The 22,543-nt window shown below is 64.8% G+C and carries 21 protein-coding genes; 13 read left to right on the top strand and 8 right to left on the bottom strand.

Annotation, left to right across the window (positions count from 1 at the left end; all coding sequences use genetic code 11):
• Positions 1-22 precede the first annotated feature (22 nt).
• Positions 23-1,420, bottom strand: coding sequence for a leucyl aminopeptidase family protein (locus U5A82_RS14340; RefSeq protein ID WP_326291518.1), 1,398 nt, complete (start codon positions 1,418-1,420; stop codon positions 23-25).
• A gap of 141 nt (positions 1,421-1,561) precedes the next feature.
• On the opposite strand from U5A82_RS14340, the gene U5A82_RS14335 reads away from it, so the two are divergent.
• Together U5A82_RS14335 and U5A82_RS14330 are read left to right on the top strand one after the other, a co-directional pair.
• Positions 1,562-1,762 (top strand): hypothetical protein, encoded by a 201-nt coding sequence (locus U5A82_RS14335; RefSeq protein ID WP_326291517.1) that lies wholly within the window; start codon positions 1,562-1,564, stop codon positions 1,760-1,762.
• Positions 1,762-2,583 (top strand): DUF4163 domain-containing protein, encoded by an 822-nt coding sequence (locus tag U5A82_RS14330; RefSeq protein ID WP_326291515.1) that lies wholly within the window; start codon positions 1,762-1,764, stop codon positions 2,581-2,583. The genes U5A82_RS14335 and U5A82_RS14330 overlap by 1 nt, the downstream gene beginning before the upstream one ends.
• 88 nt (positions 2,584-2,671) lie before the next feature.
• On the opposite strand, the gene rimO is transcribed toward U5A82_RS14330, so the two are convergent.
• The 4 genes from rimO to serS form a co-directional block, all read right to left on the bottom strand.
• On the bottom strand, positions 2,672-4,054 hold the full coding sequence (gene rimO / locus U5A82_RS14325) for a 30S ribosomal protein S12 methylthiotransferase RimO (RefSeq protein WP_326291514.1): 1,383 nt from the start codon (positions 4,052-4,054) through the stop codon (positions 2,672-2,674).
• A gap of 47 nt (positions 4,055-4,101) precedes the next feature.
• Entirely contained in the window at positions 4,102-5,160 is a 1,059-nt protein-coding gene (locus U5A82_RS14320; RefSeq protein WP_326291513.1) for a potassium channel family protein, read from the bottom strand.
• A complete protein-coding gene (locus U5A82_RS14315) occupies positions 5,157-6,197 on the bottom strand; it encodes a peptidoglycan DD-metalloendopeptidase family protein (protein ID WP_442802215.1) in 1,041 nt (346 codons plus the stop codon). The genes U5A82_RS14320 and U5A82_RS14315 overlap by 4 nt, the downstream gene beginning before the upstream one ends.
• 214 nt (positions 6,198-6,411) lie before the next feature.
• Positions 6,412-7,689 carry a serine--tRNA ligase gene (serS, locus tag U5A82_RS14310; protein ID WP_326291512.1) on the bottom strand — a complete coding sequence of 426 codons (1,278 nt, stop codon included), beginning with the start codon at positions 7,687-7,689 and terminating at the stop codon, positions 6,412-6,414.
• Positions 7,690-7,783: 94 nt separating this feature from the next.
• Here serS and U5A82_RS14305 point away from each other — a divergent pair, with 94 nt between their 5' ends.
• The 4 genes from U5A82_RS14305 to U5A82_RS14290 all read left to right on the top strand — a co-directional run bounded on the left by U5A82_RS14305 (position 7,784) and on the right by U5A82_RS14290 (position 10,762).
• Positions 7,784-8,224: a host attachment family protein gene (locus U5A82_RS14305; RefSeq protein ID WP_326291511.1), complete on the top strand. Its 441-nt coding sequence runs from the start codon at positions 7,784-7,786 to the stop codon at positions 8,222-8,224.
• Between the two features lie 158 nt (positions 8,225-8,382).
• Complete coding sequence (locus U5A82_RS14300; RefSeq protein WP_326291510.1) at positions 8,383-9,516, top strand: hypothetical protein; 1,134 nt, start codon at positions 8,383-8,385, stop codon at positions 9,514-9,516.
• A gap of 340 nt (positions 9,517-9,856) precedes the next feature.
• Positions 9,857-10,321: an RNA polymerase-binding protein DksA gene (gene dksA / locus U5A82_RS14295; RefSeq protein WP_326291509.1), complete on the top strand. Its 465-nt coding sequence runs from the start codon at positions 9,857-9,859 to the stop codon at positions 10,319-10,321.
• Between the two features lie 66 nt (positions 10,322-10,387).
• A complete protein-coding gene (locus U5A82_RS14290; RefSeq protein WP_326291508.1) occupies positions 10,388-10,762 on the top strand; it encodes a PilZ domain-containing protein in 375 nt (124 codons plus the stop codon).
• A gap of 153 nt (positions 10,763-10,915) precedes the next feature.
• Here the strand turns inward: U5A82_RS14290 and U5A82_RS14285 are convergent, their stop codons facing one another.
• Entirely contained in the window at positions 10,916-11,074 is a 159-nt protein-coding gene (locus U5A82_RS14285) for a YdcH family protein (protein WP_326292944.1), read from the bottom strand.
• Between the two features lie 188 nt (positions 11,075-11,262).
• On the opposite strand from U5A82_RS14285, the gene U5A82_RS14280 reads away from it, so the two are divergent.
• From U5A82_RS14280 to U5A82_RS14250, 7 genes are all read left to right on the top strand, one after another.
• The gene (locus tag U5A82_RS14280; protein ID WP_326292943.1) at positions 11,263-11,442 is read left to right on the top strand and encodes a YdcH family protein; all 180 of its coding nucleotides are present in this window, start codon (positions 11,263-11,265) and stop codon (positions 11,440-11,442) included.
• Positions 11,443-11,562: 120 nt separating this feature from the next.
• Complete coding sequence (locus U5A82_RS14275; RefSeq protein WP_326291507.1) at positions 11,563-12,042, top strand: DUF1465 family protein; 480 nt, start codon at positions 11,563-11,565, stop codon at positions 12,040-12,042.
• Between the two features lie 77 nt (positions 12,043-12,119).
• Positions 12,120-14,234 carry an autotransporter assembly complex protein TamA gene (locus tag U5A82_RS14270; protein WP_326291506.1) on the top strand — a complete coding sequence of 705 codons (2,115 nt, stop codon included), beginning with the start codon at positions 12,120-12,122 and terminating at the stop codon, positions 14,232-14,234.
• Positions 14,235-14,333: 99 nt separating this feature from the next.
• Positions 14,334-18,431, top strand: a complete 4,098-nt coding sequence (locus U5A82_RS14265; RefSeq protein ID WP_442802173.1) for a translocation/assembly module TamB domain-containing protein — start codon at positions 14,334-14,336, stop codon at positions 18,429-18,431.
• 1 nt (position 18,432) lies between these two features.
• The gene (locus tag U5A82_RS14260) at positions 18,433-19,827 is read left to right on the top strand and encodes an L-serine ammonia-lyase (protein WP_326291505.1); all 1,395 of its coding nucleotides are present in this window, start codon (positions 18,433-18,435) and stop codon (positions 19,825-19,827) included.
• Positions 19,828-20,005: 178 nt separating this feature from the next.
• Positions 20,006-20,659, top strand: coding sequence for an outer membrane protein (locus tag U5A82_RS14255; protein WP_326291504.1), 654 nt, complete (start codon positions 20,006-20,008; stop codon positions 20,657-20,659).
• 92 nt (positions 20,660-20,751) lie between these two features.
• A complete protein-coding gene (locus U5A82_RS14250) occupies positions 20,752-21,171 on the top strand; it encodes an acyl-CoA thioesterase (RefSeq protein ID WP_326291503.1) in 420 nt (139 codons plus the stop codon).
• A 316-nt stretch (positions 21,172-21,487) separates the two neighbouring features.
• On the opposite strand, the gene pyrF is transcribed toward U5A82_RS14250, so the two are convergent.
• Together pyrF and U5A82_RS14240 are read right to left on the bottom strand one after the other, a co-directional pair.
• A complete protein-coding gene (gene pyrF, locus U5A82_RS14245; protein ID WP_326291502.1) occupies positions 21,488-22,162 on the bottom strand; it encodes an orotidine-5'-phosphate decarboxylase in 675 nt (224 codons plus the stop codon).
• Positions 22,159-22,536: a LapA family protein gene (locus tag U5A82_RS14240; protein WP_326291501.1), complete on the bottom strand. Its 378-nt coding sequence runs from the start codon at positions 22,534-22,536 to the stop codon at positions 22,159-22,161. Before U5A82_RS14240 ends, pyrF begins: the two co-directional genes overlap by 4 nt.
• Between the last annotated feature and the right edge of the window lie 7 nt (positions 22,537-22,543).

The raw sequence follows: 22,543 nt of genomic DNA, 5'->3' as shown, positions 1-22,543 counted from the left end.
GATAGCGCGCAAATTTCCCCGCTTATCCGGTACGTCCGTACCGATCCTGCAAGAGGCGGAAGACGGCCCGCAGCCCCAGCGCCTCGCCGCCCTTGGGACGGCCCGGCCTGGACGCGGGACGCCAGGCGAACGTGTCCAGATGCAGCCAAGGCGTATCGTCGGGCACGAAGCGCTTGAGGAAGAGCGCTGCGGTGATCGCGCCGGCAAAACCGCCTTCCCCGGCATTGTTGATATCGGCCAGGTCGGATTTCAACATATCGGCATAGCCATCCCATAGCGGCAGCCGCCAGCTCGGATCGTCCACGGCGCTGCCTGCCGCCGCCACATCGGCCGCCAGCGCGTCGTCATTGGCGAACAGGGCGGGCAGATCGGGGCCGACAGCGACGCGGGCAGCGCCGGTCAGGGTCGCGAAATCGATGATGAGGTCCGGCTTGTCTTCGCCCGCGCGGGTCAGCGCGTCGCCCAGAACCAGCCGCCCTTCGGCGTCGGTATTGCCGATCTCCACGCTCAACCCCTTGCGGCTGCGCAAAATGTCGCCGGGGCGAAAGGCATTGCCGGCGATCGCATTCTCCGCCGCGGGGATCAGCAGGTGCAGTCGCACCGGCAGGCGCGCCGCCATGACGAGCTGCGCCAGCGCCAGCGCATGGGCCGCGCCGCCCATATCCTTCTTCATGATGCGCATGCCCGACGACGGCTTGATATCCAGCCCGCCGCTGTCGAAGCAGATGCCCTTGCCCACGATCCCGATGCGCGGCGCGGTGGTGTCGCCCCAGAGCAATTCTATGAGGCGCGGCGCGAAGCTCTTGTCGGCAGCCTTACCCACGGCGTGGATCATGGGATAGCCCTGCTCCAGCGCATCGCCGCGCGTCGTGGTGACGCTTGCCCCGAAAGCCGCGCCGACCTTTTCCACCGCCGCTTCCAGATCGGGTGGCCCCATGTCGGCAGCGGGGGTGTTCACCAGATCGCGGACCAGCGCGACCGCCTGCGCCAGTTGCACGGTGGGGGCGATGCGGGCGACGTCTGTGGTCAGCAGGATGCGCGGGCCGACAGGGCTGTCATCTTTGCGATAGCGGTCGAAGCGATAATGGGCGGTCAGCCAGCCCAGCGCCGCCGCGCCCACCGAAACATCCGCTAGCCGATAGCTGCCCTCCGGCAGGGTCTCGGCCAGCCGCGCCAGGCACCAGGGGCCAAGCGCGTCGCGCGCCGCGACGCCCGCAACCACCAACCAGTCGTCGCCATTCTCACCTGGCAGGATCGCATGTTCGTGCGGCTGTCCCTTGAATTTCTGCGCCGCGATCATCGCCCGCACCGGCGCCGGTCGGCTCCCTAGCCAAACGTCATAACCCTTGGCGTCGATCAGTTGGATCGTTCGGGCTGGCTGCTGGTTATCGGCTTTGAGCAGGTCGGAAAAATCGGTCATTGCGCGGGTGTAAGGGAAAGGCGTCGGTCATGGAAAGCGCAATTTTTTCATCGCTCAACCGCCACGCCCGGCCCTGTCTCCATTTGCACCGTGCGTTTGCCGGGCCTACTCTTGATAGCATAATGATATAGGAGATGGACGATGACCTTAGGTAATGATCGCGGCCTTCAGGCCGCCAGGGCGCGGGCCTACACGCTCGCCGAAACCGGCAAGTTCGACAACAGTAATGCGGTGCAGCAGGCGCTGATCGCCGAAGGCTGGTCCAATGCCGGCGCGGCGCTGGATAGCGACTATGCGCGCAAGGCGATCGGCGAACGCTGTCGCGCTGCGCAGGCGCATTGATGCGAGGCAGGCAATGGATTCCGGCGGCGGCGTTGCTGTTTGCTGCCGCCTGCGCACCGTCGCAGGATGGTCGCAGCGACGCCGCTGGCAACAACGCGGCGGCAACTCGCTTTGCGGAAAAGATGACGGGCGCCGAAGAACCGCTTCCGCCCGCCAAGCCCTTTGCCGAGAAGGACAAGAGCGCTCTTCTCGAACAGGCCTATTCCTACCCGGCGCAAGCGGCGGCGATCCCGTTCCTGGTTGCCAAGTTCGACAAGGCGCGGGCGGCGGACAAGGCCGATGCGCTGAAAATGGCGCGGGAAGACAGTGCGGCCGCGAAGGAAGCGGGCTTTCCTTTCCGTCCTCACAGCCTGGAAACGGAATGGCACGTCACCGCCGACACGCCCCGTTTCCTGGCGCTGCAATCGCAGACTTATGTCTATACCGGCGGGGCGCACGGCATGACCGCCTATGATGCGCTGCTATGGGACAGGGCACGCAAGCGCGAGACGAGCATGAAGGCGCTGATGACGTCGCCCAACGCCTTCGCCGCTGCGATCGGTGATCGCTTCTGTGCGGCACTGGACAAGCAGCGGGCGGAAAAACGCGGTGCGCCGGTGGTGCGCGGCGACGACGAATTCACCCAATGCATCAACCCGATGGAACAGGTGCTGGTGCCGACATCGAAGGACGGAAAGCTGATCGACAGCGTGACCGTGGTCGTAGGTCCCTACAATGCCGGGCCTTATGCGGAAGGCAGCTATGACGTGCCGGTGCCGGTGGACGCGGCCATGCGCAAGGCGATCAAGGCCGAATATCAGGATGCTTTCGTGAAGCCTTGAAACAAAGCCCGTTCGCCCTGAGCTTGTCGAAGGGCCTTTCTTCTGAGCAGAGAAGGGCTTCGACAGGCTCAGCCCGAACGGGGGCTAGCTAAACAGGCACCCCGTACAGGTCATGTTCGTCGGCATCCTCGATCACCACGTCGAAGATGTCGCCCGCCTTGCGGCCTTCGCCGACATCGCGCAGGAAGACGCTGCCGTCGATTTCCGGTGCGTCGGCCTGGCTCCGCGCGGTTGCGCCGATGCTGCCGTCTTCCTCGTCCGGCTCGCCCACTTCGTCGATGATGACGGGCAGGACGCGGCCGACCTTCGCCTGCAACTTGGCCGCGCTGATCGCGGCGGTCTTTTCCATGATGCGCTGGTAGCGTTCTTCCTTGACCTCTTCGGGCACCGCACCGTCGAGCAGGTTCGCCGCCGCGCCTTCTACCGGTTCGAACCGGAATGCGCCGACGCGGTCGAGTTGCGCCTCGTCCAGCCAGTCGAGGAGATATTGGAAATCCGCTTCCGTCTCACCCGGGAAACCGACCACGAAGGACGAACGGATCGCGATGTCCGGACAGATATCGCGCCATTTGGCGATGCGGCTCAACACCTTGGCTTCGTTGGCGGGGCGCTTCATCGCCTTCAAAACCGACGGCGCAGCATGCTGAAACGGGATGTCGAGATAGGGCGTCAGCAGTCCCTCGGCCATCAGCGGGATGACCTGATCGACATGGGGATAGGGGTAGACATAGTGCAGCCGCACCCATGGCGCGATGCCCTCGGCCGTGCGCAACTGCCCCAGTTCGCGCGCCATGTCGGTCATGTGCGCGCGGACTTCGCGGCCCTTCCACATGCGGGGATCGTGGCGCGTATCGACGCCATAGGCCGACGTGTCCTGGCTGATGACCAGCAATTCCTTCGTGCCCGCCGCGACCAGCTTTTCCGCTTCGCGCAGCACCGCGTCGATCCGGCGCGACACCAGGTCGCCGCGGATCGAGGGAATGATACAGAAGGAGCAGCGATGGTTGCAGCCTTCGCTGATCTTCAGATAGCTATAATGGCGCGGCGTCAGTTTCAGGCCGCCCTCGGGCACCAGGTCGACAAAGGCGTTGGGCACCGGCGGTGATGCGTCATGCACCGCATTGACCACCTGCTCATATTGATGCGCGCCGGTGACGGCCAGCACCTGCGGGAACTTCGCGCGGATCAGTTCCGCCTCGTCGCCCATGCAGCCGGTGACGATGACCCGGCCATTTTCCGCCATCGCCTCGCCAATGGCCTCCAGCGATTCTTCCTTAGCGGAATCGAGGAAGCCGCAGGTATTGACCAGCACGACGTCGGCGCCGGCATAGTCGGCGGACATCAGATAGCCGTCGGAGCGCAGCTTGGTGAGGATGCGTTCGGAGTCCACCAGGTTTTTGGGACAGCCGAGCGACACCATGCCGACTTTCGGCGCTTCGGGAAATTTGGTTGCCATGATCGCCGCGCACATAGGGATAAATGCGCCAAATGTCACGTGCCGCCATCGACGGCGTCGATTCAGTCGGACGGCTGTGTCTTTGCCGCCCCGTCCCCTTCGGTCACTTCGATGATGAGGTCGCCGGTCTGGAGCGTGGCCGCGCCCGCTTCCCAAAAGCCGATCGGCTGATCCTGGCGATAGATGCGCAAGCCGATGCCGCTCCTGATCGCCGACAATGGCCTGCCGATTTCCTCCGGCATGACGGGGCGTTCGTTGAGCTTCACCCGCCCGCCCGACGCGGCGAGATCGGTCATATAATCGGCGATATGCCGTCCGCTGGTGCTGCCCGCCAGCAGCAATCCGGCGAAGCTGGTCGGGTTGATGACCGTCGTCGCGCCCGCCTGCCGCGCGGGCAGTTCATTATCCTCGTTGCGCACCACGATGCTGATCGGCAGGCGCGGGGCCAGATGCCGCGCCGTCAGCGTGATGAGGATGGAGGTGTCGTCGCGCCCCGCCGACACGATCATGCTGCGCGCGCGATGGATCGCCACGTCCTTCAGCGTCTTGTCGCGGGTGGAATCGCCGCACAATATGTTGCACCCCTGCGCTTCGGCCAGGGCGAGCGCCTTTTCGCTGCCGTCGATGACGACGATTTCGCGCGGGTCGGTGCCGCGCGCCAGCAGTTCGTTCACCGCTTCCTGCCCGCTTGTGCCGAACCCGGTGACGATGATGTGATTGTGCAGATCGGCCTGAATACGTGCCATGCGCCACCTGTAGAGGATGTTGCGGAGAAAGAGATTATAGGCCGTGCCCAGGAAGATGAGCCAGACGAACAGTCGGATCGGTGTGACCAGCAATGCTTCGAACAGGCGTGCTTCCGGGCTGACAGGGACGATGTCGCCGTAGCCGACCGTCGTCACCGTGACCGTGGTGAAATAGAGGACGTCGACGAAGCTGATCTTGTTGTCGAGATTGTCTTTCAGGCCGTCGCGCCCGACCCAGTGGATCAGCAGCACCAGTGCGATCAGGCCGAACACCACCCCGACCCGCCAGACCAGATCGACCCAGAGCGGCAGCGACGACCGCCGTCGCAGGAAGCCCGCCGTCGGCGACGCGGCGGTCGGCTGGGCGACCCTCATGTCGGGGGCAACTGGCCGATCGGGTTGACCGGCACACGGTCCTTGCGCAATTCGAAATGCAGCTTGGGTTTGCTGGCATAGCCGGTGTCGCCGACCAGGCCGATGACCTGCCCCTTTGTCACCTTCTGCCCGCGCACCACATCGACGCGCGACGCATGGCCATAGGCGCTGACCCATGCGCTGCCGTGGTTCAGCAGCACCAGTCCGCCGAACACTGCCACCTTGTCACCTGCATAGGCGACCACGCCATCGGCCGCCGCGCGGATCGGCGTGCCGGCGGGCGCAGAAATATCGATGCCATTATTCTTCGCGCCGCTTTCACCGGGGCCGAAGCGCGACAGGATCGTGCCCTTGACCGGCCAGGCGAAGCTGCCGGTCAGCTTGGTCGGCTGGGCGATCGGCACGTTGGAGGGGAGGGGCGTCGGCGCGCGCGATGCGACGGCCTTGGGCGCATGTTCGGCGGCGGCGGGCTGGCCGCCGGTCAGCACGTCGTCGATGTCGATGCGGAAGGCGGCGGCGCGCTGCTCCATATTGGGTGCGCGGGCAGGGGTGTCGCCGGGCAGCAGCAGCCGTTGCCCGCGCCGCAGGGTATAGGGTTCCTGCAATCCGTTGACGTCGACGATCTGTCGCCATGGCACGCCATAGGCCGACGCGATGGCGATGCCCGTCTCCCCCTCCGCCACCAGATGATAGCGGCCGCCGGGGATGGAGAGGCTCTGTCCGGCGCGGACGCTGTAGGGCGGCGTCAGGGCGTTGGCGCGCGCGATCGCCTCCGATCCCGCGCCGGTGCGATTGCCGATCCCGCGCAATGTGTCGCCGGCCTGCACGACGTAGGTGGATGCGGCCACCGTGCGCGCATTGGCGACGACCTGCTGCGCGGTCCAGACCGGCTGGGTTTCGGCCAGTTCCACGGTTCCGGCGTCCGCCCCCATCTGCGGCGGGGGCGTCGCAGCAGCGGCGGGCGGTTCGGCCTGATTGGGAATGCAGGCCGCCAGCAGGAGCGAGCCAAGCGGCAGCATCAGAAGAGACAGGCGCATCATCGCGCCGTGTGTATCCGATCCATCCATGGTTTCCAGCATTTTCAGCCTGAGAGCAGGTACAGTCATGCGTTTCGACTGTCGCGTTCGCTGTCTCAAAACCCCGTTCGTACGCGTTGTTCCCCGGTGACGGCTTCGATGAATCGCTTATGACAAAGTCCGGCAAGGATAGCGTCATGCAACTTCAGGCATGCGCGCCCGCATGGGCAGACGCTTATTTCGGCGTCAGCCTAGTAATCCCGCCCATATAGGGCGCCAGCACAGCCGGCACGGTCACGCTGCCATCGGCCTGCTGGTAATTTTCCAGCACCGCGACCAGCGTCCGGCCCACGGCCAGCCCCGACCCGTTGAGCGTATGCAGGAAGCGCGTCTGCTTCTCCCCCTCCGGCTTGTAGCGAGCGTTCATCCGCCGCGCCTGGAAATCGCCGCAGTTGGAAACGGAACTAATTTCCCGGTAGGTCTTCTGGCTGGGCAGCCAGACTTCCAGATCCCATGTCTTCCTCGCGCCGAAGCCCATATCGCCCGTGCAGAGCAGCATCTTGCGATAAGGTAGCCCCAGCGCCTGCAATATACCCTCTGCGGCCCCCACCATGCGCGCATGTTCCGCATCAGACTCCTCCGGTGCGCAGATCGCGACCAGTTCGACCTTCTCGAACTGATGCTGGCGGATGAAGCCGCGCGTGTCGCGCCCGGCGGAACCCGCTTCGGACCGGAAGCAGGGGGTCAACGCGGTCAGCCGGATCGGCAGACTGTCCGTCGGCACGATCTGCTGCGTGACCAGATTGGTCAGCGACACTTCGGCGGTCGGGATCAGCCAGCGGCCATCGGTGGTGCGGAACAGATCCTCGGCGAACTTGGGCAACTGCCCCGTGCCGAACAAAGCCTCGTCGCGCACCAGCAGCGGTGGGTTGGTTTCCTCATAGCCGTTCACGCCAGACTGAGTGTCCAGCATATATTGCGCCAGCGCGCGGTGCAGACGCGCCATCTGCCCGCGCAGCGCGGTGAAGCGTGCGCCCGACAGCGTCGCGCCGCCTTCGAAATCCAGGCCCAGCGCCGGACCGAAATCGGCATGGTCTTGAGCCACGAAATCGAAGTCGCGCGGTGTGCCCCAGCGGCTCACCTCGACATTATCCGCCTCGTCCGTACCCTGCGGCACATCGTCGGCGGGCAGGTTGGGGATGGCGGCCAGCATCGCCGTCAGCGCGTCGCCGACTTCCTTGTCCTGCGCCTCCAGCGCGGGCGTCCCTTCCTTGAGCGCTGCGACTTCGGCCTTCAAAGCTTCGGCTTTGTCCTTGTCGCCAGCGGCCATCGCCTGGCCGATCGCCTTGCTCGCCTCGTTGCGGCGAGCCTGCCCCTGTTGCAGTTCCGTCTTGAGCGCGCGGCTCTTCTCATCGATCGCCAATATCTCGACGGACAGCGGCGCCAGCCCGCGCCGGGCGAGGGCGGCGTCGAAAGCGGCGGGGTTTTCGCGGATGAAACGGATGTCGTGCATGGGGCAGTCCTATGCCGTCGCGCGACGGGCTGCGCAACCCTGTGCGCCGCCAGTTCGTTAGGCCTGAACCAATCATAAAGAAAAGGATCGAGCGATGCAGATCGAACATGACGCGATGGTGCTGGTGGCGGATGGCCGCAAGATGCTGTTCTTCCGCAACAAGGGTGACGAGGCCTATCCTCAACTGGAAGCCGAAGAGGTAAAGGTGCAGGATAATCCGGCCGACCGCGACCAGGCGTCCGATGCGGCGGGTCGCTCCTCTTCGCCCATAGGCGGTCGTCAAAGCTCGATGGAGCAGGTGAACTTCCACGACCTGGAAGAAGCCCGCTTCGCCACCGAAGCCGCCGACCTGTTGAAGCGTCGCGCCTTTGCGCAGGATTATGAAAAGCTGATCATCGTCGCGCCGCCGACTGCGCTGGGCGAGATGCGCAAACATTACCACAAGGAAGTGCAGAGCCGCCTGGTGGGTGAGATCGCCAAGGATCTGACCAATCACCCGGTGCTGGAAATCGAAAAGATCATCGCCGCCGCATAAGCCAGCGACCCAGGTCAAAGAAAAGGGCGACCCGGATGGATATCCGGGCCGCCCTTTTTCATGCGTGGCGCTGCACTTAAGCGGCGGCCTTCACCTTACGTTCGGCAAAGCGACGGCGGGCGACGAGCGCCACGGAGGCCGCGCCGAAGAGGAGCACCATGGGCGGCGCCGGCACGTCGGTGCCGCCGGTGCTGCTGCTCGAGCCCCCGCTCGAGCTGCTGGACGACGAGCTGCTGCTCGAAGAGGAAGAGGACGAACTGCCGCTCGATCCGCTGCTGCCCGACGAGCCACTGGAACCGCTCGACCCGGAGCTGCCGGTGGACCCGTTGCTGCCGAAGCTGGACGACCCGCCCGAAGACGAGCTGCTGGAAGAAGACGAGCCGGACGAGGACGAACTGGACGATCCGCCATCCGAGGACGATCCGCCGCTCGAGCCGCTGCTGCCGGACGAGCCGCTGGAGCCGCTCGAACCCGAACTGCCGCTCGACCCGGAACTGCCACCGTTCGAACTGCCATGGCCCGGCTTGTCCGGCTTGCCGCCGCTCGATCCGCCCGAACTGCTCGACGACGAACTGGACGAGGAGGAGGAAGAACTGGAGCTGGACGACGAGGAGGAACTGCTGACGCCCGAAGAGGTCGAGACGTTACCGCTCGACGTCGAGACATTGCCCGACGAGGTGGACACGTTGCCGCTGGAAGTCGACACCCCACCGGTCGAGGTCGACACCCCGCCCGTCGACGTGGAAACGCCGCCTGTTGTCGAGCTGGTCGAGCTGCTGATGCCGCCGGTCGAACTGCTGGTCGAAGAGATCACGACCGATCCACCGCCGCCACCGCCACCGCCGCCGAAGAAGCCGCCGATGAATCCGCCGCCGCCAAAGCCGCCGCCACCGCCCATCACGACCGGCACGGCCCCGCCGCCGCCCGACATCATCGGCATTTCGGCCATTGGCGCGGGCAGGGGAATGGGGGCGCCCTGGGTCGTGACGGTCACCACCTGCGGCGCGGCCGCCGTCCTGACGGTCTTGACCACCTTGCGCTTCACGGTGCGGACGGCAAGCCGCTTCTTGGGCGCTGCCTTCATGCTCTTGGTGCTCAGCACCACTGCGGGCCGCGCATTTTCGGCGACATGGACAGCGCCACCACCGATAATCGCCCCGCCGCACGTACAGGCGCACAATTTCGCCAAAGCCATCCGAACCGACATAGGATATTCTCTTCTCTCGTTACCCCCGTACCCGCAACCGGATGATATCCTGGAGCGGGCTGACGGGAACTTCCTATGCATATGAACGCAAAAGAAAGGGTTAACTGCAATCCCGTTAACCTTCAATATCAGGTTCAAGTCGCAGGAAAAGCTACTGTTTGTTGAAAGGACATGGTTAACGTCCCACTATGAAACGGCTGGCGGGGCAGGTCTGAACAACATGGTTGGAGAGCTGTATGGAAACGGCGCATATGAAGGCGTTGTGCGGCGCACGCTCTTTCTGACGAAAAAAATGGCCCGGATCAAGGCGAAAGCGGCATATTGCCCGCTTGTATCGGCCTGCGGCCATGGCTATGAGGCGGTCATAATCCAGTTTGGGCGCCCGGATCAATAAAGCGCCGGGGCCTTACGAGTTGGAGAGCCAGATGGCATCGGTCCTGAATCCCGATAAAGACGGCGTAAAGCCGCCCAAATCGACTGTGACGCTTCCCGCCGACTATCGGCCGTCGCCTGACGAAGAGTTCATGAACCCGTTGCAGCAGGAATATTTCCGGCTGCGCCTGTGGGACTGGAAGAAGCAGATACTGGCGGAAGCCGAAGGCACGCTCGCCGTCTTGCAGAACGAACCGCTGCGCGAACCCGACCTCAACGATCGCGCATCGAGCGAAACCGACTGGTCGATCGAACTGCGCACCCGCGACCGTCAGCGCAAACTGATTTCGAAGATCGACGCCGCGCTGCGCCGAATCGACGATGGCGAATATGGCTATTGCGAAGTCACTGGTGAGCCGATCTCCCTGGGCCGTCTGGAGGCGCGGCCGATCGCCACGATGACGGTCGAAGCGCAGGAGCGTCACGAGCGCCAGGAAAAGATTTCGCGCGACGATTAACGATTTTGCCATCACCTTGCGGCTAGGATATCGGCGTGTATCGCTATCTTAACCGCGGGTTTTTTCATGGACAAGAAACAGGATATCTCTGATCGGGGACCGGCACGTGCCGCGCCGCGCGACAGTCTGTTCCTGTTGACCACGCTCAGCACGCCCGAAGGCGCGCAGTTGGGCAAGGCCCGCGTCCGCAACCTCTCGGCCACCGGGCTTATGGCCGATTGCGAACGGGCCGTGCCCGCGGGCATCCAAGTCATCTGCGATCTGCGCGGCATCGGACCGGTGACGGGGACGATCGCCTGGTCGCGCGATGACAAGGTCGGCATCGCCTTCGACGCGCCGATCGATCCGCAATTGGCCCGCAAGCCGGTGGGTGTCGCGTCGCAGCAAAGTCTGGTGCCCGATTATCTGCGGGACCATCAGAGTGTCGTGAAGCGTCGTTAATATCTGTTGGCCGGGGCCGGTAGGGCTATCGGCAAATGCTGGTTTCGGTGACGACAGGCGCGCCACAGCCTATTGAATTCGGAGGGGACGGGTCGGACTGGCGGTCTGCGCCGCCACGTCCTGACCTCCTCCCAGAAAGACTAGGGTCAGCGCTTAATGCTGCGCCGACATTTCCTCTTTCAATCGCAATTTCTGCTTCTTGAGTGAGGCCACCAGAATGGCGTCGGGCATGGGCCAACTCGTTTCGGCCTTGAGTCGCGCATCAAGACCGGCATGCTTGGCCGAAAGAGCTGAAATATGGCTATTTTCCATGACATTCTCCTTACGAGGGCGATGGACAACCAAATAAATCATGATTCGCATGGCTTGTCTCGCGGCGATTCGCGCTTTGCGGTGGACTGCGCATAAATTTGCGATGGTCCGCATGGCCCCGCCGCGTTATCAGACGCTGATTGGACGTCTAAGTGGAGGCAAGGGGCGCAGTGAGCCGGGAAGACATCATGCGCCGACTGGAACTGCTGCGGGTCGAGCATCGCGATCTGGACAGCGCGATCGCCGCGCTCGTCATGGCGGGCGGCGGCGATCAGATGCAGGTGGCGCGCCTCAAGAAACGCAAGCTGCGTTTGCGCGACGAAATATCGATGCTGGAAGATGCGCTGGTGCCGGACATCATCGCCTGAGCCGATCGCCAACCGGAAATTTCGATTAACGCTGCGCTAACCGATCCAAAAATGGACAGGCGGCATGCAAAGCGGTGCAACGGGACTGACAAGGTTGCGAAAATATGGCAGCTAAATGCGATGCAAAGTCCCGCCTTTCTCGATCCCGGCCTTCATCGCCGACTGGTGGACGGCCTCTATATGGAAGCCATGGTCATGGCGGACGAGGCGCGATCCTATTTCGACGGCCGGGCTTCGCTGGACGATGGGGTGGACGATCCGTTGCGCCGCGTCGCGTTCGCCTGCGAATCGTTGAAGGTCACGACCCGGCTGATGCACATCATCGCCTGGCTGCTCAGCCAGCGGGCATGGCAGCGCGGCGAGATCGAGCAGATCGACCTTTCGGACGAAAAATATCGGCTGGGTCGCGCGTCGCACACCGATGAAGGCCTGGCCGCCAGCTTCCCCTTCGCCGCCCGCGCACTGATCGACGCCAGCCAGGAATTATACCAGCGCGTCGCACGGCTTCAGGACCGGCTGGACACGATGAGCAGCTCCGCAGCGACCGCCGTCGCCAGCCCCGCGCGCGCCCTGCTCGACCGGTTGAACACGGCATTCTGACGATTGACCGGCAATAGTCGGCAGTCCGGCTTTTCTAGGGCTGGCCTTTGCGCGTGAATCTGGTCTAGACCGGCCGCATGACCGATGGTTTGCGGACCTTACGCCGCTCTTCAGGCTGCCCGCATGCCGCCCGGCTTTTTCTTGCGCCGCTGCTGCTGGCCGCGCCCTGTGTGGCGCGGGCGCAGGACGCGCCATCGCAGGCTGTCGCCCAGCCCGAAACAGCCCCCAATCCGGCGACTGAGACGGCACCCGACCCATCGCTCGACGCCATGCCCGATATCGGCGTCGCCTGGCCGGACATGGGCCAGCCCGACAGCATCGCGCCCTTGCCGGAAGACCCGACTGACGGCCAGGCCCAGGCGAACGATCCCACCGCAAGCCTTGGTGCGGACGCCGCCATCGTGCCGACAGATGGCGTCGATCAGGCCCTGCCGATCGAAGATGCCGCCAGCTTCGCCGACGCGAGCGAGGAACGGCGCTACACCGTCCAACTGAACGGTATCGACGCGATTGCCGACGCGCAGTTCACGCAGCGCTTCGACGAATTGTCGGTGCTGCGGCAGGGGCAGGGCAAGCCCGCCAACCTCGCCCAGATCAACCGGCGCATGAAGGAGGATGGCGAACTGCTCGACCGGCTGCTGCGCGCGAAAGGCTATTATGCCGCCCGCATTCGCAGCGCAGTGGGCGCGCCACCGTCGGGCAGCGATCGATTGTCCGTCCGTTTCGACATTGTGCCCGGCACGCAATATCTGCTGGAATCGGTCGATGTCACCGGCCTCGCCGAAACCGGCGAGCGCGAGGCGAAGTTGCGCGCCGCCTTTCCGCCCAAGGTCGGCGACCCGGTGGACGCGGACAAGATCCTGGCCGGGCGCGACACGCTGGCGACGGCGCTGTCGGAAAGCGGCTTTCCGTTCGCGCGCGTGGACGAGCCGGAGGTGCGGATCGATCATGAGGATCGCAAGGGCGATCTGGACATCATCGTCGCGCCCGGCGGTTTTCGTCGCTTCGGCGCGATCCGTATGACGAACGACCGGCTGTTCGACGCGCATCATGTGCGGGAAATCGCGCGCTTCGATCCCGGCGACACCTATATGGCGTCGGATGTCGAGGATCTGCGCCGCGCCATCGTCGCCACTGGCCTCGTCTCCTCGGTGGCGCTCAAGCCGGTCGACGCGGGCGATGGCGAGCATGTCGATCTGGACGTCGACCTGCGTCCCGCACCGCTGCGCACCATCGCGGGTGAACTGGGCTATGGCACGGGCGAAGGCTATCGCGCCGAAGTCAGCTGGCAGCATCGCAATTTCTTCCCACCCGAAGGAGCGGTAACGTTACGCGGCGTCATCGGTACGCAGGAACAGACCGCGTCCTTCACCTATCGCCGCAGCAATTTCAAACGGCGCGACAATGTGCTGACCGGGCTGCTGTCCGTCAGCAACATCCGGCGCGACGCCTATGATGCGCGCACCGTCACCCTGTCGGGCGGCCTGGAGCGGCAGACCAGCATCCTGTTCCAGAAGAACTGGGTGTGGCGCGTCGGCGCGGAACTGGTCGCGTCGGATGAAGCCGACGCCTTTTCCGGCGGGGCAAGGCGCACATTCCTGATCGGCGCGATCCCGCTCAGCCTCACCTATGATGGCAGCGACGACCTGCTCAATCCTAGCAAGGGGTTTCGCCTGGGCGGTCGGATCAGCCCGGAACTCTCCTTCCAGAACAAGACCTTCGGCTATGCCAAGGTGCAGCTGGACGGCAGCCTGTACCAGCCGATGGGCGAGAAGGTGGTGGTCGCGGCGCGGGCGCGATTCGGCACGATCCTGGGATCGACCGTCGAGCAGATCGCGCCGTCGCGGCGCTTCTATGCCGGTGGTGGCGCATCGGTGCGCGGCTATGGCTATCAGGCGATCGGCCCGCGCTTCGGCGAGAATGACGATCCGGTCGGGGGCAAGAGCCTGGCCGAATTCTCGCTCGAAACCCGCATCCAATTCGGCAATTTCGGCGTCGTGCCCTTCGTGGACGCGGGCAATATCTCGACCAGCTTCCTGCCGCGTTTTCGCGACCTGCGGATCGGGGCGGGCATGGGCCTGCGCTATTACAGCAATTTCGGGCCGATACGCGTCGATGTCGGCACGCCGCTGAACCCGCAGTCGGGTGATCCCAAGATCGCGGTCTATGTGTCGCTGGGGCAGGCCTTCTGATGGCCGACGAAACTCTGCCCCGGTCGTTCCGCCGCCGCCTTCCCCCAGCCGCGCCATCGCCGCGCTTGGGATGGCCGCTGGCAGCGCTGGCTGGCCGGATTGCTGGCGACGCTGCTGCTGATTATGGTCGCCACCGTCGCCTGGCTCGACACCAGCGCTGGGCATCGTTTCCTTGCGAGCCGCATCGCCGCGATCAAATCGTCTTCGGGCCTGCGCATCGATGTCGGCGGGATCGAGGGCAGCATCTATCGCAAGGCGGTGTTGCGCAACCTGACCCTGTCCGATTCCAAAGGCAAATTCCTGGAAGCACCGCGCGTCGAACTGGACTGGTGGCCCTTCGCCTGGCTGTCCAACCGACTGGACATCGACCGGTTGGTCATTCCGCGCGCCACCCTGCACAAATTGCCGCAGTTCAACCCGACCCAGCGGCGCGGGCCGATCCTGCCCGGCTTCGACATCCGCCTGATGCAGTTTTCGGTCGGCCAACTGGATATCGCGCCATCCATCACCGGGCGAATGCAGCACGCGACCCTGTCTGGCGATGCGGACATTCGCGGTGGCCGCGCGATCATCGACCTGTCCGCGCGGACGCTGGACGGCAGCGATGCGCTGACCGTCGCGCTCGACAGCCGACCGGACCAGGATCGCTTCGCGCTGGACGTGACGGTCAACGCGCCCAAGGGCGGGATATTGGCCGCGATGGCCGGGCTGAAACAGGACGGCAATCTGCGCATCGATGGCAAGGGCAGCTGGCGCAAATGGGATGGCCGTCTGTCTGCCACGCTAGACGCCGCGCCGGTCGCCGACTTCGTCCTTGCCGCGCGCAGTGGCGCTTATTCGGCGCGTGGCACTGTTGAAGGGAATGCGATCGCCGGCAATGGCCTGCTTCGGCGTATGGCTGCCCCGCGTCTGGCCGTGCGCGCAGATGGTACGATGGTGGACCGGGTGATCGACGGGCGGCTTTCGTTGCGGTCGGCCGCGCTGGATCTGGTCGGCGACGGGGCGATCGACCTGCGCAACAATGCGCTCGACAATATGCGCGTGGACGTGAAGCTGGCCCGCCCCGAAGCGCTGCTCAAGAATATGCGGGGCCGGGAGGTGGTGGCGAAGATCCGCCTGGACGGTGCGCTCCCGACGCTCGGCTATGAATATCTGCTCACCGCACGGCAGATCGCCTTCGACAAGGCGGTCATCAGCGACGTACGGGCGGAGGGCAAGGGGCGCCGCGCAACGCGTGGTCCCGCGCTCATCCCGCTACGCCTGCGCGCCCGCCGCCTGGACGGGCAGGGCGATCTGGTCGAAGGGATCGTGCGCAATTTCCAGCTGGACGGCGTGTTGCAGGTGCAGGGGCAGCAGATCGTCAGCAATCCCATGCAGTTGCGGTCCGACAAGCTGCGCGGCAAGCTGGCGGTCATCGCCGACCTAGCGACCGGCCGCTATGATGCGGGCCTGGACGGTCAGATCGTGGGCCTGTTCATCCGGGGCCTGGGCGTCGTCGACCTGACGTCCAAGCTGCGCGCGGTCCCGCGATCCGATGGCGGCTTTGGCCTGTCGGGCAATGCGCTGGCGCGGGTGCGGCGGCTGGACAATGATTTCCTGCGGACATTGGGCGGCGGCCTGCCAACCCTGCGCACCAGGCTGGACCTGTTGAAGGACGGACAGGTCGCTTTCACCGACATGCGGCTGGAATCCCCGCTGCTCACCTTGTCCGCGCATGGCGTGCGTCACCGAGACGGATCGCTTCATCTGGAAGGCAGCGGTCGGCACGGCCGCTATGGCCCCGTCACCCTGACGCTGAATGGCATGATCGAACGGCCGGCAATCGACTTGGTGCTGGCCCGGCCGATGGATTCGCTCGGCCTGCGCGATGTGCGGGCGAAGCTGACCCCGAATGCCGAGGGCTATAGCTATACCGCCGATGGCGGATCGACGCTTGGCCCCTTCACCGGGCGCGGTGTCATCCTGTTGCCGCAGGGCGGGCAGGCGGTCGTACGCGTCGCCAACCTCGCCGTGTCGGGCGTCACTGCCAGCGGCGACATCCGGCCGGTTTCGGGCGGCCTTGACGGGCAACTCGCCGTGGTAGGGCCGGTGACGGGCTATATCAGTTTCAAGCCGGTGGACGCCAATCAGCAAATCCAGCTGAAGCTTGCGGCAAACGACGCCAGCTTCGAAGGGCCGACCGTCATAGAGGTGCGGCGCGGCACTTTGGACGGCACGATCCTGCTCGATCCGGCGGGCACCACCGTCAATTCGACGGCGCAGGCGCGGGGCTTACGCGTCGGCGGCGTGCTGCTCGGCCGCTTCGCCGCCAATGCCGAACTGGTCGATGGCAAGGGGAAGATACGCGGCAGCCTGTCGGGCCAGCGCGGTCGCCTCTTCGACCTACAGGGGGAGGCGCAGGTCGAACCCGACCGTATCCGCCTGACGGCCGGCGGCACGATCGACAAGCGCTCGATCCGCCTCACCCGGCCTGCCGTCCTGACGCGCGCCGACGCTGGCTGGCGGCTGTCGCCCGCGACCATCGCCTATGCGGGCGGATCGCTGCAACTGGCGGGCGAACTGGGCGGGGAGGCCACCCATATCGAAGCGCGGATGCAGAAGCTGCCGCTTGCCCTGCTCGACATCGCTTATGACAATCTGGGCCTGGGCGGGATGGCGACTGGATCGTTGAGCTATGCGCAGCCACGCGGCGGCGCGCCGACCGGCAAGGCGGAACTGCGTATTCGGGGCCTGTCGCGGTCCGGCCTGTCCTTAAGCTCCCGCCCGGTCGATGTCGGCGTCAACGCGGTGCTGACCGGCGAACGGCTTGCCACGCGCATGGTCTTCGTCGCCGATGGCAAGACGATCGGCCAGGCGCAGGCGCTGCTCAATCCACTGGGGACGGAGGGCGGCCTTGCCGCGCGTCTCAACCGTGCGCCCTTCTTCGCCCAGTTGCGCTTCAACGGCACGGCCGACACGCTCTGGCGGCTGACGGGGGTGGAGATCGTCGATATCGCGGGGATGGTGGGTGTGTCGGCCGATATGCGCGGCACTTTGGGCCAGCCGGTCATCACCGGCACCTTCGCCACGGACGACGCCGCGATCAATAGCCCGGTCACGGGCATGCGGCTGAAAGGCGTCAAGGCGCGCGGGCGCTTTTCCGGCGCGCAACTGGTCATTTCCAGCTTCGCCGCGACTGCGCAAAATGGCGGGAGCGTCAACGGCACCGGCCGCTTCACCTTCAACGGCATCGCCGGGGTCGGCATGGACCTGGCGCTCCAGGCCGACAATGCTGCCTTGCTGGATCGCGACGATATCGCCGCGACCGTCACCGGTCCCATCACGCTGAAATCCGATGGCGTGGGCGGCACGATCGGCGGCGACCTGGTCCTCAACAAGAGCCGCTTCACCATGGGCCGCGCCGCCGCCGTGGCGCAGATCCCCGAACTCAAGGTGGTGGAGGTCAACCGCCGCGGCGACGAGATTGAGCGGCCGCGCACCAACGTCCCCTGGGCGCTGGCGATCAAGGCGCGGGCGCGCAATCGCCTGACCGTGACCGGCCTTGGCCTCGACAGCGAATGGCGCGCCGATCTCGACATCGGCGGCACCGTCACCAGTCCCGCCATCGCGGGCCGGGCGCAACTGGTGCGTGGCGGCTATGAATTTGCCGGCCGCCGCTTCGAACTGCGCGAAGGCAATATCCAGTTCGATGGCAGGACCCCGGTCAACCCGACGCTCGACATCACGGCGGAGGCGGACGTCAGCGACCTGTCCGCGACCATCCATGTCGGCGGCACGGGCCTCAAACCCGACATCACCTTCAACAGCGTGCCCGCCCTGCCGCAGGATGAACTGCTGTCGCGCATCCTGTTCGGCACGTCGATCACCAACCTGTCCGCGCCCGAAGCGCTGCAACTCGCCTCAGCGGTGGGATCGCTTCAGGGCAATGGTGGCCTCGACCCGATCAACGCCGTGCGCAAGGCGGCGGGCCTCGACCGGCTGCGCATCATCGCCGCCGACCCGACCCAGGGGCAGGGCACGTCGATCGCGGCGGGCAAATATCTGACCCGCAAAACCTATGTCGAACTGATCACCGACGGGCAGGGCTATAGCGCCACCCGCATGGAATATCAGGTCACGCGCTGGCTATCGCTGCTGGCCGCCATCTCCACCCTGGGTCGCGAAAGCGCGAACGTGCGGGTTTCCAAGGATTATTGATGTGACGAAAAGCCGGATCGACGCGGCCGCCGCGATCAGCGTGATGGACCTTTTCACCATCGGCATCGGCCCGTCCAGCTCGCACACGGTGGGGCCGATGCGCGCTGCATTGATGTTCATGGACACGCTGCCGCAGACACCGGTACGGGTACAATGCGAATTGTTCGGATCGCTGGCGCTGACGGGCAGGGGCCATGCGACCGACAGCGCCATATTGCTGGGCCTGTCGGGCTATCGCCCCGAAAGCGTCGATCCCGATGCGATCGGATCGATCCTGGCCGCGATCCGCACCGACGGTCGCATCCGCGCAGGCAGCGCGGTGGATCACTGGGTGCCGTTCGAGGAGGCACGCGACCTCCTCTTCCGCATGGGCGAATTTCTGGAAGCGCATAGCAACGGCATGCGCTTCACCGCCTGGCTGGACGGGCGCGACGAACCGGTGGTGCGCGACTATTATTCGATCGGCGGCGGCGCGGTGTTGCCCGGCACCGTTCCGTCTAGCGACGCTGCACCACTTGGTCACAATGTCGTCCAGCCGCACCCCTTCTCCTCCGGCGCGGAAATGCTGGCGCAGGGGGACGCGACCGGCCTGTCGATCGCCACGCTGGTGCTGCGCAACGAAGGCGCATGGCGGGTCCAGAGCGAGACGGACGCCTTCCTCGACAGCGTCATCGACGCGATGACCGCCTCGATCGACCGGGGGTTGGAACAGGAAGGCCTGCTGCCCGGCGGCCTCAAGGTGCGCCGCCGCGCCCGCGCCATCCACCAGAGGCTGCGGTTGCAGCAGGATGCGTTGGGACCAGCACAGATTTTCGAATGGGTCAGCCTGTTCGCGCTGGCGGTGAATGAGGAGAATGCGGCGGGGGGGCGGGTCGTCACCGCGCCGACCAATGGCGCGGCGGGCGTCATCCCGGCGGTCCTGCACTATTATCGCCGCTTCGTGCCTGGCGCGGATCGTGATGGCGAGCGGCGCTTCCTGCTGACTGCCGCCGCCATGGGCTTCCTCTACAAGAAGCGCGCCTCCATCTCCGCTGCCGAAATGGGCTGTCAGGGGGAAGTCGGCGTCGCCTGCTCGATGGCTGCCGCCGGGTTGGCGGCGGTGCTGGGGGGCACCAACGGACAGATCGAAAATGCCGCCGAAATCGGGATGGAACATAATCTGGGGCTCACCTGCGATCCCATCGGCGGCTTGGTGCAGATCCCCTGTATCGAACGCAACACGATGGGCGCGGTGAAGGCGATCAACGCCGCCTATCTCGCGCTCCAGGGCGACGGCCGCCATATCGTCAGTCTGGATGCGGTGATCGAGACGATGCGCCAGACCGGCGAGGATATGGCGAGCCGCTACAAGGAGACCTCGCTGGGCGGCCTGGCTGTCAATGTCGTGGAATGCTGAAAAAAAAGATCCCGGCATTTCGTCGTCCGATCTGCACGGCAGCCGGGCGAATGGAGCCGATTTCGTGACATTAATGGCACATAATCAAGCGTTTATCTCCGGTTCATGAAACTATTGCGTTGGTGCGGGCTTCATCGCCTCACCCCGTGAGAGGGGCATGAATGAACGGAGAATAATCATGCGTAAGTTGATGGTCGCAACCCTTCTGGCCGGCGCTGCCGTCGCTAGCCCCGCTCTGGCGCAGGATGTCGGCCCCACCTTCACTGGCCCGCGCGTCGAAGCCATCCTCGGCTATGACCGCACCGGTGCAGGCAGCGATGTGGATAACGACAATGGCAATGACGATCAGAAGATCGACGGTCTGCTCTATGGCGTCGGCGCTGGTTACGACGTGAACCTCGGCAGCGCGGTCGTCGGCGTCGAAGGCGAATATACCGACTCCACCGCCAAGAGCAGCCGCCGCGACTTTTCCGACCAGTTCGGCTTTGGCCGCGTGAAGCAGGGCCGTGACCTTTATATCGGCGCGCGCGCCGGTATCCTCGCTGACCCCGCCACGCTGGTCTATGTGAAGGGCGGCTACACCAACACCAAGCTGGACGTGCTGGCCGGTGACAGCAACCAGGAAACCGACACCAATTTCAAGCTGGACGGCTGGCGCATCGGCGCGGGCGTGGAACGCGCGATCAACGCCAACACCTTCGCCAAGATCGAATATCGCTATTCGAAATATCAGGACGCCCATATCGACTTCGCCAATGGCGCGAACAGCGACGAATTCGGCATCGACACCGATCGCCATCAGGTTGTCGGCAGCGTGGGCTGGCGCTTCTAACGGTTAGTCGGGGAAAGGGGCCGGTTCCTGGGATCGGCCCCTTTTTCCATGCCCCCTGTTGGATTGCGGGCATAGCTGTTATTAACATCGCTGTGAGTAACGCGATTCCCCATAGCTTTCCGATCGGCATCGATCCGACCGACATCGACTTCATGGGTCATGTCAACAATGCCAGCTACCTGAAATGGGTGCAGGAAGCGGTGCTGGACCATTGGCGCGCCCTGGCGCCTGCCGAAGCGGTCGCCCAGCATCTTTGGGTCGCGCTCAAGCATGAAATCACCTATCGCAAGCCCACGTTCCTGGACGACGACGTGATCGCCACGGTGCTGTTGGAAAAGGTACAGGGCGCGCGCGCCTTCTACGAAACCATCATCAAGCGCGGTGAGGAAGTGTTGGCCGAAGTCAAGTCCAGTTGGTGCTGCATCGACGCCAGCAGCCTGCGCCCGGCCCGATTGACCCGCGATGTCATCCAGCATTTCTTCGCCGGGGATGAGGGCGAGGCGAAGCCGTAGGTTGCTTGTTTCCAAGGCCTCCGGTTGACCGCGATACCACTATTGTCATGCTGAACGTGTTTCAGCATCCATCGGGCGGCAACAAGCTATTGCTGTATTCCGAGAAATGGACCCTGAAACAAGTTCAGGGTGACGATGAAGTATAGAACAGAAGTTATACCAGAATGCGATGATGCTGACCCATAGGGCAGTTCCCCGGCGAAGGCCGGGGTCCAGTTCTGGGCGCGGGACTGGGCCCCGGCCTTCGCCGGGGAACAACTGGCTATAGGTTCCTATCAATGCATCTTGATATTACTTGATGCAGGTGGCGCGCCTCCTACAAGGTCGCCTCGATCTCCCGCGCCGCCAGATCCGGGTTCTCCGCCAGGCTGATCGGCCGCCCTACCACGAGTATCGACGCCCCCCGATCCAGCGCCTCACGCGGGGTGACTGGGCGTTTCTGGTCGCCCACCGCACTACCGACCGGCCGCACGCCCGGCACGACGAAGAAACCATCGGACCACTGTTTCTTCACCGCCGCGACTTCCTCGCCCGAACAGACGATGCCGTCCAGCCCCGCACTCTGCGCCAGATCGGCCAGGCGACGGACCTGATCCTCCGCTTTACCCCCAACGCCGATGTCCAGCAGGTCCGCATCGTCCAGGCTGGTCAGCATGGTGACGGCCACGACCTTCGTATGGATGCCGGCCGCCGCCTTCGCATCTTCCAGCATCGCCCGGCCGCCAGCGGCATGGACGGTCAGGATCGCAGGTTCCAGCATGTGCAGCGCCTGCACCGCCTTCGCCACAGTGTTGGGAATGTCGTGCAGCTTGAGGTCCAGGAAGATCGGCAGGCCGAACTTCGTCATTTCATGCACGCCATGATGGCCATGGGCGCAAAAAAATTCCAGGCCTAGTTTCAGCCCGCCGACATGGTGCCGCACCTGTCCGGCGAGCGTCTGCGCCTTGCCAAGGTCGGGCGTGTCGATGGCGACATAGATGGGGCTGCTCATGCTGGTCCTGTTGGATTGGGCGTGGGGTTAGGGACGTCGGGCGAAACACTGGGGGTGATGGCAGGCGCTGCGGGCGTATCCGGGAACGCCGCGCCCGGCGCCAGCGTCGGCGGCGGCGCTGCGGCGGCGGTGGCGACCACCAGAGCTTTTTCCGTGCTGTGAAGCCGACGCTTCAATCGCCAGCGCGTCGCCCGCGCCATGATCCAGAAGGGCAGCGCGCCCAGCAGGAACGCGCCGATCAACAGCACGGGCAGCTTGGTTTCCATCACCATGTCGCCCCACAGGCGCACGGTCACGGGGACGTAGTTCGCCATGCAGAAGAAGGCGAGACCCACGGCGATGACGACCCAGAAGGCTGTCCGCAAAAATTGCATAGGCTGA

The sequence above is a fragment of the Sphingobium sp. CR2-8 genome (assembly GCF_035818615.1).
GTDB lineage: Bacteria > Pseudomonadota > Alphaproteobacteria > Sphingomonadales > Sphingomonadaceae > Sphingobium.
This window is presented reverse-complemented; position numbering and strand designations above follow the sequence as displayed.

Coding starts and splice junctions, on each gene's coding strand:
- U5A82_RS14340 (WP_326291518.1), bottom strand. CDS start 1,420: ATGACCGATTTTTCCGACCTGCTCAAAGCCGATAACCAGCAGCCAGCC.
- U5A82_RS14335 (WP_326291517.1), top strand. CDS start 1,562: ATGACCTTAGGTAATGATCGCGGCCTTCAGGCCGCCAGGGCGCGGGCC.
- U5A82_RS14330 (WP_326291515.1), top strand. CDS start 1,762: ATGCGAGGCAGGCAATGGATTCCGGCGGCGGCGTTGCTGTTTGCTGCC.
- rimO (WP_326291514.1), bottom strand. CDS start 4,054: ATGTGCGCGGCGATCATGGCAACCAAATTTCCCGAAGCGCCGAAAGTC.
- U5A82_RS14320 (WP_326291513.1), bottom strand. CDS start 5,160: ATGAGGGTCGCCCAGCCGACCGCCGCGTCGCCGACGGCGGGCTTCCTG.
- U5A82_RS14315 (WP_442802215.1), bottom strand. CDS start 6,197: ATGCGCCTGTCTCTTCTGATGCTGCCGCTTGGCTCGCTCCTGCTGGCG.
- serS (WP_326291512.1), bottom strand. CDS start 7,689: ATGCACGACATCCGTTTCATCCGCGAAAACCCCGCCGCTTTCGACGCC.
- U5A82_RS14305 (WP_326291511.1), top strand. CDS start 7,784: ATGCAGATCGAACATGACGCGATGGTGCTGGTGGCGGATGGCCGCAAG.
- U5A82_RS14300 (WP_326291510.1), top strand. CDS start 8,383: ATGGGCGGCGCCGGCACGTCGGTGCCGCCGGTGCTGCTGCTCGAGCCC.
- dksA (WP_326291509.1), top strand. CDS start 9,857: ATGGCATCGGTCCTGAATCCCGATAAAGACGGCGTAAAGCCGCCCAAA.
- U5A82_RS14290 (WP_326291508.1), top strand. CDS start 10,388: ATGGACAAGAAACAGGATATCTCTGATCGGGGACCGGCACGTGCCGCG.
- U5A82_RS14285 (WP_326292944.1), bottom strand. CDS start 11,074: ATGGAAAATAGCCATATTTCAGCTCTTTCGGCCAAGCATGCCGGTCTT.
- U5A82_RS14280 (WP_326292943.1), top strand. CDS start 11,263: ATGCGCCGACTGGAACTGCTGCGGGTCGAGCATCGCGATCTGGACAGC.
- U5A82_RS14275 (WP_326291507.1), top strand. CDS start 11,563: ATGCAAAGTCCCGCCTTTCTCGATCCCGGCCTTCATCGCCGACTGGTG.
- U5A82_RS14270 (WP_326291506.1), top strand. CDS start 12,120: ATGACCGATGGTTTGCGGACCTTACGCCGCTCTTCAGGCTGCCCGCAT.
- U5A82_RS14255 (WP_326291504.1), top strand. CDS start 20,006: ATGCGTAAGTTGATGGTCGCAACCCTTCTGGCCGGCGCTGCCGTCGCT.
- pyrF (WP_326291502.1), bottom strand. CDS start 22,162: ATGAGCAGCCCCATCTATGTCGCCATCGACACGCCCGACCTTGGCAAG.
- U5A82_RS14240 (WP_326291501.1), bottom strand. CDS start 22,536: ATGCAATTTTTGCGGACAGCCTTCTGGGTCGTCATCGCCGTGGGTCTC.